Raw genomic sequence first — 8,480 nt, forward strand, 5'->3', positions numbered from 1 at the left:
GCCGAAGGCTGCGATCTTTTGATCTTGAAAACAACATCAAAAGATCGCAGCCTTCGGCAGCTCCTACAGGGGACGGTGTTTACAGGCCCAGGTCGGACAGGCCTGGGTGATCATCCGGGCGGCGGCCCAGTGGCCAGCGGAATTTGCGTTCGCTCTCTTTGATCGGCAGGTCATTGATGCACGCATAGCGCTGGAACATCAGGCCTTGCTCATCAAACTCCCAGTTCTCGTTGCCGTAAGAACGGAACCAGTTGCCCGAATCGTCGTGCCATTCATAGGCGTAACGCACCGCGATGCGCGTGTCGGAGTAGGCCCAGAGTTCTTTGATCAAGCGGTAATCCAGCTCTTTCGCCCACTTGCGCGTCAGAAAGGCTTTGGCTTCTTCGCGGTTATTGGCGAACTCGGCGCGGTTGCGCCATTTGGTGTCGAGGGTGTAGGCCAGCGAAACCTTTTCCGGATCGCGGGAATTCCAGCCATCTTCGGCCAGACGCACTTTCTCGATCGCCGACTCGCGGTTGAAGGGTGGCAATGGCGGACGTACTTGCGCTGCAGTAGACATATCAGACTCCCGATAGGGTTTGCGGTTTAACAACAAGTCCGGCTTATAAAGGCATTACAGATCCAACAACTTTCGCGCCATGTTTTGTGCGTTATCGGCGGCACTGTGATCGCCCATCACCCGCGCGACGGTAATGGCGCCGTCAATCAGGATCAGCAGCTGTCTGGCCAGTTGCTGCGGATCCGCGACGCCCTGTTCGGTACATAGCTCAACCACGTAGTCGAGCAGCTTCTGTTTGTGTTCCTTGGCGATCAGACGCACCGGATTCTGTGGATCGCCCGTCTCGCCGCTGGTGTTGATGAAGGCGCAACCACGGAAACCTTCCGAGGCGAACCACTCCTTGAGCACGGTAAACAGGTTGAGCAGGCGATCGGCCGGGGTCTCGGCTTGATCGACGGCGTTGCGGTACCAGTGCATCCAGCGAATGTCGCGGCGTTGCAGAGCGGCGGCGACCAGTTGGTCTTTGTCCGCAAAATAACGGTAGATGCTTTTTCTCGAGACGCCGGCGGTTTTCACCAGGAGATCCATGCTGGTGGCGGCGATGCCACTTTTGTAGATCAGTTTTTCGGTGACGTCGAGGATGATGTCGCGGGTTTCGGTATTGATTGGTTCGTTCATGTGGCCGACAGTAGAACGGACGTTCTCCTTTTGCAATTGTTTTTTAAGATCAAAAGATCGCAGCCTTCGGCAGCTCCTACACGGGCCAATGTAGGAGCTGCCGAAGGCTGCGATCTTTTGATCTGTTTGAGGGCTCTAACAAGACCCGAAGGATGCGATGGTGTAAGCTCTCGGGTTCTTCGGATTCGACCCATTGCGAGCCCTATGCCGTTGCTTTTCAAACGTTCCTTGCTGCCTAAACTGCGCAGCTTCCCGCTGACCGCCGAGGCCGTGACCATTCTGTCCGGCGCCGCCGAGTTCCGTCGTTGCCTGCTGGAAAAAATCGCTGCGGCGACCCAGCGCATCTACATCGTTGCGTTGTATTTGCAGCAAGACGAAGCCGGTCAGGAAATCCTCGATGCCCTCCACGCCGCCAAGCTCAAACGCCCTGAGTTGGAAATCGCCGTGGTGGTCGACTGGCTGCGCGCGCAGCGCGGGCTGATCGGTGCCGGCAAGCAGCCGGGCAATTCCGCGTGGTACCAGGAAATGACACGTACGCACCAGAGCGAAGTGCCGGTGTACGGCGTGCCGGTGCAGACCCGCGAACTGTTCGGCGTGCTGCATTTGAAGGGCTTCGTGATCGACGATTGCGTGGTCTACAGCGGTGCGAGCCTGAACAACGTTTACCTGCACAAGTTCGACAAGTACCGGTTCGACCGTTATCACGTGCTGCAAAGCCACGAACTGGCGGACTCGATGCATCATCTGGTCAAGCACGGCCTGATCGAATCCAAAGCCGTGCATCGCCTCGACCTGCCGAACCTGCCGACTACGCGCAGCCTGCGCAACGACATCGGTGATCTGCGCAGCCGCCTCAAATATGCAACGTACGACACGGCCACTGGCAGCACCGCCAGAGACGGTCTGTCGGTGACGCCGTTGCTCGGCGTCGGTAAGAACAACCCGCTGAACCGGGCGATTCTCGAACTGATTGCCAGCGCGCAAAAACAGCTGACCATCTGCACGCCGTACTTCAACTTGCCGCTGGGCGTGATCCGCGAGATCAACCGCGCATTGGCCCGTGGCGTGAAGATCGACATCGTCGTCGGTGACAAGACCGCCAACGATTTCTACATCCCGCCGAGCGAGCCGTTCAAGGTGATCGCCGCGCTACCGTACCTGTACGAGATCAGCCTGCGCCGCTTTGCCAAACGGCATCAGCGCAATATCGACAGCGGCCAATTGAACTTGCACTTGTGGCGTGATGGCGAGAACACCTATCACCTGAAGGGCATGTGGGTCGATCAGCGTTATACCTTGCTGACGGGCAATAACCTCAACCCACGAGCGTTCCGTCTGGATCTGGAAAACGCGCTGCTGATTGAAGACCCGAAGGGGGAATGGCTGGAACCACGGGCGAAGGAGCTGGAAGAGATTTTCCGCGATACCACGCGGATCGACAGCTTTCAGAATCTTGAGACGTTGCCGGAGTATCCGGGCGCGGTGGCGAAGTTTCTCAAGCGCGTGAGTCGGGTGCGGATTGAGCGGTTGCTGTACCGGATTCTCTTACGGTAAAAAGCAAAAGATCGCAGCCTCCGGCAGCTCCTACAGGGTGTACACCGCCCAATGTAGGAGCTGCCGAAGGCTGCGATCTTTTCTGCCAACAAATCAAATCTGTCAGTTGAGACCCAACTTCCCACGCAACGTGGACAGGTCTTCCGCCAACGTATTCACCGGCCCGACCAGCGCTTTACGATCGTTATCCTTCACCTTGTCATACGTCTCAAATCCACCGTCCTTGGTCTTGTACTTGGCCAGAATCTTGTCGACCGTGGCGAAGTTTTTGTCGACCTTCGCGATGAACGCCTTGTCCTGCTTCTCGATCTGCGGACGGAACAAATCGACGATTTTCTTCGCGCCGTCGATGTTGCCCTGGAAGTCATACAGGTCGGTGTGGCTGTAACGATCTTCTTCGCCGGAGATCTTGGTTGCAGCGACTTCTTCCAGCAGCGCAGCCGCGCCACCCACGACTTTCTCAGGCGGGAAGGTCAGGCCGGCGACGCGGGTTTGCAGGTCTTTGACGTCGCTGTTGAGCTTGTCCGCCAGCTCGTTCAGGCCTTGGGTGCTTTTCTCCGAGAACAGCGTGTACTCGATGCGGTGAAAACCGGTGAAGTCGTCAGCCTTCACGCCTTTCTCGTGGTCGTCGACGCGCGAATCGATGGACGCATCGAGGTCACTGAACAGCTCGGCAATCGGCTCGATCGACTCGTAGTAAACCCGAGTCGGCGCGTAGAGCTTCTGCGCGGTGGCCAGGTCGCCTTTCTTCACGGCGTCGGTGAACTGTTGCGTGTGGCTGCCCAGCTCATCGAGTTGCTCGGTGACGTAAATCTTGTAGTCCGACACCGGCCCGACCAGATCCAGCGGCGCTGTCGCGGCGAACGCCGACAGCGGGGTGTTGAGCAAACCAAGGGTCAGCAATAACGCGAGTGGCGTCTTCTTCATGGGGGCGGCTCCAGTGTTGAATGTTGTTTTTAGGCAGCGGTTTTGGGTTGTGTGGCGTTGAGCAGCGAGCGACCGATGAAATCCTTGTCGCCCGTAACACCCGGAAGGGTGAAGAAGTAACCGCCGCCGACCGGTTTGAGGTATTCCTCAAGCGGTTCGCCGTTGAGGCGGGTCTGCACGGTGATGAAGCCTTTTTCCAGATCAGCCTGGTAACAGATGAACAGCAGGCCCATGTCGAGTTGGCCGTTCTTGTTGACGCCGTTGGAATAGTTGAACGGCCGACGCAGGATCAGGTTGGCCTGGCTCGCAGCAGTGCGCGGGTTGGCCAGACGAATGTGCGCGTCGAGTTTGGTCAGCTTGCCTTCCGGGTCTTTGTGATAGTCCGGGACTTCAGTTTCGTGTTTGCCACCGATAGGCGCGCCGGAGGTTTTCACCCGGCCAAGGATGCTTTCCTGTTCCTGCAACGGCGTGCGATCCCAGCGCTCGACGAAGTTGCGGATGATCCGCACCGCTTGGTAACTGCCATGCGCAGCCCAGGCCGGTTCGTCGCTGCCCGGTTGCACCCAGACGATGTTGTCCATGGCTTTCGCATCGTTGGAATTCGGGTTGGCCGAGCCGTCGCGAAAACCAAGAAAGTTACGCGCCGATTGCGCCGGCACACCGGGTTTCGCCGGAGCTTGCGGCGGCACGCTGCCTTCCTGTTTCCAGCGCACCAGCAGCAGATCGGGCAGGTTTTTGACGATGTCGCGCAGGGCGTGAATATTGGTGTCGGTGGTGTTCGAGCAGAACTGCAAACTCAGATCGCCGTGGCAGCAGTCAGCTTCCAGCGCATCGTTGGGGAAACCGACCATGCGTTGCAGGCGCTTGGGTTTGGCGTCGGCCAGACCGAAGCGCTCGTCGAACAGCGATTCGCCGACGGAAACGGTGATGGTCAGGTTGTCCGGCGTCACGTTCGGGCCAAGGATGCCGGAATCCGGCGGCGGCAACTTCGGATCGATTTGCTCAACCGGGCCGCCCTTCATCAGGAAGGCGATGCGCTCGTTGAGGGTGCGGAACAGTCGCTCAAGGTCTTCGCGATCACTGGCCAACACGTCGAACGAAACGAGCATGCCCGACGCCGGGCGCGGGGTGACGATGCCGGTCTGGTGGACGCCGTGAAAATCGTGGCGGTCTTCGGTTTTGTCGCTGCTCGGTGCTTCGGTGACTTGCGCCGGCGCGGCGGCCATGGCCGGGCAGCTCAGCGCTGAGCCGGCGAGGGCGACACCGGCGGCGCCCATGCCCATCAGGACACGGCGACGTTGCAGGTTGAGGGGTTCCAAATCTTTCATCGCGAATTCGTCTTCTGCTTACAGGCCGGAGAGGCCGAGGGCGGGATCAATGCCATCAAGCGCGTCGGCCAGAGCCTGGGCCTTGTCGGCGATCTGCTTGCGTTGTTCGCCGCTGACGGAGTCGTAGCTGGCGTAGCCGTCCTTGATCTTGTAGCTGTTGAGTTGTGTGTCGAAGTCCGCCAGTGCCTTGTCGATTTTCGGCAGCAGGTCAGCGGCTGACTTGCTCAGCATTGACCGCAGCAGATCGACGACTTTGTGCGCGGTTTCAGCATTCGCGGCAAAACCGTTGAGATCGCTGTGGCTGTAGCGTTCCTCTTCTCCGTTGGCGGCGCGCACGTCGGCCAAGGTGTTGAGGTTGCGCACGACGATGTTCACCAGTTGCTCCGGTGGCAGCGATTGTGCGAGCAGTTGCTGCTTGAGCGTGGTGACGTCGCTGAGCAGGCGTTGGCCAATCGGCGCCAGTTCATCGAGTTTGCGCTGCTGGAACAGGCCGAATTCGAGCCGATGGAAGCCGACGAAGGCCGGATCCTGTTCGCGTTTTTCGAAATAATCGGCGCGGGCATTGATGCTGTTGTCCAGTTCGGCCAAGCGCTGAGCGGCAGGGGCCAGACGCTGATAAGCCGCACGGGCCGGCAGGTACAACGCCTGAGCCTGACTCAAATCCCCGCTTTCAATCGCTTGATTAAGCGCGGTCACGGCTTTGATCAGCACGCTGCTCTGGCTGGCCAGATAAACGCGGAATTCCGACAACGGCCCGACGAAAGCCACCATCGACGGCTTGGCTTTCGCGGCCGCATCAGAGGCGGCAGTCGGCGTGACGTGCAAGGTGCCGCGCGGGTTGCTCAGCAGGCCGCAGGTGATCGCGTAATCGCCGGGTTGCAGATTGGCGTTGATCACCTGGCTCAGGCCCGGCGCGATGTTCTCGCGCTCTTCGACAACCAGCACGCCGTCGAGGATTTCCCATTCCACCGCGCGGTCGGAGCGGTTGACGATACGGAAGCTGGCGCGGCCGGCCGGTACGGTCAGCGCATTCGGCTCGCAACTGCCCGGATGGATATTCACCACCACTTCATCGTGATTGTGCTGACGCTTGGCCGCAGCCATTTTCGAGGCGTACCAGAACAGGCCACCGGCGGCGATCATGATGACCACCGAACCGGCCACCGCCCAACGCAAGGCGCGGGGAGGGGAGGCCTGAGGAGTATTAGGCTTTGACATGAATGCCCTTATTGGCTGGAAACGGAAGACGATTGCGCGGCGGGTTTGGGCGCGGGAGCCGGAACCGGGTAAAAGAACATCACCAGCGCCACCAGCAGATAAAGCAGATAGGCACCGAGGGTGCTGACGGTCGGTGCATCCTGATAACCGAACATGCCGGCCAGCACCGAGCCCAACGGGCCGTCCATCGGCAGCGTCGCGCTGAAGTCGAACAGCACGGTTTGCAGGTGATTCCACAGCCCGGCTTCATGCAGCGCCTGCACCGAGTTGGCGAGAATCCCGGCGGCAACCACCAGAATGAACAGGCCGGTCCACTTGAAGAACGCCGAAAGATTGAGGCGCATGCTGCCGCTGTAGATCAGGAAGCCAACGATGATCGCCAGGATCAGGCCGAGCAGGGCGCCAATCGGCGCGCCAGGGCCTTCGCTTTGCTGGAACACCGCGAGCAGGAAGAACACCGTTTCCAGACCTTCGCGGGCCACGGCAAAGAAGACCATGGCGATCAGCGCAATGACCTGATGCTTCGAAGAAGTCAGCGCGTGATCCAGTGAGGCTTGCAGCGAATGTTTGATCGAGCGCGCGACTTTGCGCATCCAGAACACCATTGAACTGAGAATCCCCACGGCGACCAGCCCGACGATGCCTTCAAACAGTTCCTGCTGCTTTTGCGGGAATTCGGCGCTGACCAACTCCAGACCGCCACCGACCAGCAGGGCGAGGGCGGCGGCGAGGAAAACGCCGATCCACACGGCAGGCATCCACTGGCCACGGCCGGTTTGCTGGAGGTAACTGGCGATGATGCCAACGATCAGCGCGGCTTCAATGCCTTCGCGCAGCATGATCAGAAAAGGAACGAGCATTAGGTGTCCAACGAATCATTCTGAGGGGTTACAAGTTGTAACATAATGACAACCATTCTCACATGACAATCATTGACACAAACCTGAACAGAAGCTGAACAAAGTAAAGAACAACCATTCTCATGCGGGTGACACCGGAACTTTGTAGGAGCTGCCGAAGGCTGCGATCTTTTGATCTTGGTTTTGAAAATCAAAAGATCGCAGCCTTCGGCAGCTCCTACATAGGGTTTCGTGTGGCCTGAGGTAAGATGCGTGTCATCGAAAAAACAACAGGAATACGCGCGCTCCATGTCGGAAAAAGACACCATCGCCGTTCAACTGGTGCGTGAAGCGCTGCTGCAAAGTTGTGCCCTGGGCGTGGCCACGGACGAAGTCTTGAACAAGGTCGGGATTGATCCGGCGCTGCTGCAAACCGACAACGGTCGGGTTCCAGCCTCGCAATACGCCAAACTCTGGCGCCTGCTGGCCCGGCGTGGCGATGACGAGTTTTTCGGCATGGATCCGCGTCGGCTCAAGTCCGGCAGTCTGGAGTTCCTCTGCCGCAGCGCCATGGCGCAACCCACGCTGGCAGCGGGTTTGAGTACGGGTTTGAGTTTTCTCTCGCTGATGCTGGAGCGCATGCCGGCGCAGTTGGTGCACCAGCAGAGCCTCGCCGAAATCGTTCTGCTTGAGGATGACCCCGAACCGCGTCGCGCCTTCACCTATTTCACTTACTGGATGATCGTCCACGGCGTCGCCTGTTGGCTCGCCGGGCGGCGGATTCCGATTCTGGCGATAGAGCTGCGTGGCCCCGAGCCGGATTTCACCGATGACTATCGGGTGATGTTTTCCGAGAACCTGCGTTTCGATCGACCGCGCACGCGGATGATCTTCTCGGCGGATTGCCTCGATCTGCCGATCAAGCGGTCTGCCGAAGAGTTGAAACGCTTTCTGGCCCATGCGCCGGCGAACATTCTGGTGAAGTACCGCGATCCCGAGAGCCTGGCGAGTCGGATCAAGCAGGATCTGCGAGAGTTGCCGGCCGAGCAGTGGCCGGAAACCGAGGCCCTGGCGCAGCAATTGTGCATGTCGGCCTCGACCTTGCGCCGAAGACTGGCCGAGGAAGGGCAGACGTATCAGGGGCTCAAGGACAGCGTGCGCAAGGAGTTGGCGATTGTCTGGCTGGCGGAGCCTTCGATCAGTTTTGTCGAGATTGCGAGTCGGTTGGGGTTTGCCGATGCGAGTTCGTTTTATAAGGCGTTTCGTAAATGGTCGGGGTCGAATCCGGGGCACTATCGGACGCTGATTTTGAATGAGATTGTCTGACCCGGCCTCTTCGCGAGCAGGCTCACTCCTACATTTGAAAGGCACTCCCCTGTAGGAGCTGCCGAAGGCTGCGATCTTTTGATCCTGTTCTAAAAAAATAAACGTCAAAAG

8 protein-coding genes are annotated in these 8,480 nt (G+C 59.0%); 2 read left to right on the top strand and 6 right to left on the bottom strand.

Annotated features, from left to right (window positions below; all coding sequences use genetic code 11):
* Positions 1-79: 79 nt before the first annotated feature.
* Positions 80-559, bottom strand: coding sequence for a nuclear transport factor 2 family protein (locus tag QMX93_RS28370; protein WP_053120284.1), 480 nt, complete (start codon positions 557-559; stop codon positions 80-82).
* Positions 560-613: 54 nt separating this feature from the next.
* The gene (locus QMX93_RS28375) at positions 614-1,177 is read right to left on the bottom strand and encodes a TetR family transcriptional regulator (RefSeq protein WP_053120283.1); all 564 of its coding nucleotides are present in this window, start codon (positions 1,175-1,177) and stop codon (positions 614-616) included.
* Positions 1,178-1,381: 204 nt separating this feature from the next.
* Here QMX93_RS28375 and pssA point away from each other — a divergent pair, with 204 nt between their 5' ends.
* Positions 1,382-2,731 (top strand): CDP-diacylglycerol--serine O-phosphatidyltransferase, encoded by a 1,350-nt coding sequence (gene pssA / locus QMX93_RS28380; protein ID WP_282358848.1) that lies wholly within the window; start codon positions 1,382-1,384, stop codon positions 2,729-2,731.
* 102 nt (positions 2,732-2,833) lie between these two features.
* On the opposite strand, the gene efeO (QMX93_RS28385) is transcribed toward pssA, so the two are convergent.
* Genes efeO (QMX93_RS28385) through efeU form a run of 4 tightly spaced genes read right to left on the bottom strand, consistent with a single transcriptional unit; the run spans position 2,834 to position 7,064 of the window.
* Positions 2,834-3,658, bottom strand: coding sequence for an iron uptake system protein EfeO (gene efeO / locus QMX93_RS28385; RefSeq protein WP_053120279.1), 825 nt, complete (start codon positions 3,656-3,658; stop codon positions 2,834-2,836).
* Positions 3,659-3,687: 29 nt separating this feature from the next.
* Complete coding sequence (gene efeB, locus QMX93_RS28390; RefSeq protein ID WP_282358849.1) at positions 3,688-4,986, bottom strand: iron uptake transporter deferrochelatase/peroxidase subunit; 1,299 nt, start codon at positions 4,984-4,986, stop codon at positions 3,688-3,690.
* An 18-nt stretch (positions 4,987-5,004) separates the two neighbouring features.
* Positions 5,005-6,204, bottom strand: a complete 1,200-nt coding sequence (efeO, locus tag QMX93_RS28395; RefSeq protein WP_282358850.1) for an iron uptake system protein EfeO — start codon at positions 6,202-6,204, stop codon at positions 5,005-5,007.
* 8 nt (positions 6,205-6,212) lie between these two features.
* Positions 6,213-7,064 (bottom strand): iron uptake transporter permease EfeU, encoded by an 852-nt coding sequence (gene efeU / locus QMX93_RS28400; RefSeq protein WP_282358851.1) that lies wholly within the window; start codon positions 7,062-7,064, stop codon positions 6,213-6,215.
* A 288-nt stretch (positions 7,065-7,352) separates the two neighbouring features.
* Here efeU and QMX93_RS28405 point away from each other — a divergent pair, with 288 nt between their 5' ends.
* Complete coding sequence (locus QMX93_RS28405) at positions 7,353-8,369, top strand: AraC family transcriptional regulator (RefSeq protein WP_282358852.1); 1,017 nt, start codon at positions 7,353-7,355, stop codon at positions 8,367-8,369.
* Positions 8,370-8,480 lie beyond the last annotated feature (111 nt).

The sequence above is a fragment of the Pseudomonas sp. PS01303 genome (assembly GCF_029959385.1).
In the GTDB taxonomy this organism is placed as follows: Bacteria; Pseudomonadota; Gammaproteobacteria; order Pseudomonadales; family Pseudomonadaceae; genus Aquipseudomonas; species Aquipseudomonas rustica.

Bases quoted from the DNA above. Each gene is read 5' to 3' on its own strand.
- pssA (WP_282358848.1), top strand. From the start codon at position 1,382: ATGCCGTTGCTTTTCAAACGTTCCTTGCTGCCTAAACTGCGCAGCTTC.
- efeU (WP_282358851.1), bottom strand. From the start codon at position 7,064: ATGCTCGTTCCTTTTCTGATCATGCTGCGCGAAGGCATTGAAGCCGCG.
- QMX93_RS28375 (WP_053120283.1), bottom strand. From the start codon at position 1,177: ATGAACGAACCAATCAATACCGAAACCCGCGACATCATCCTCGACGTC.
- efeO (WP_282358850.1), bottom strand. From the start codon at position 6,204: ATGTCAAAGCCTAATACTCCTCAGGCCTCCCCTCCCCGCGCCTTGCGT.
- QMX93_RS28405 (WP_282358852.1), top strand. From the start codon at position 7,353: ATGTCGGAAAAAGACACCATCGCCGTTCAACTGGTGCGTGAAGCGCTG.
- efeB (WP_282358849.1), bottom strand. From the start codon at position 4,986: ATGAAAGATTTGGAACCCCTCAACCTGCAACGTCGCCGTGTCCTGATG.
- QMX93_RS28370 (WP_053120284.1), bottom strand. From the start codon at position 559: ATGTCTACTGCAGCGCAAGTACGTCCGCCATTGCCACCCTTCAACCGC.
- efeO (WP_053120279.1), bottom strand. From the start codon at position 3,658: ATGAAGAAGACGCCACTCGCGTTATTGCTGACCCTTGGTTTGCTCAAC.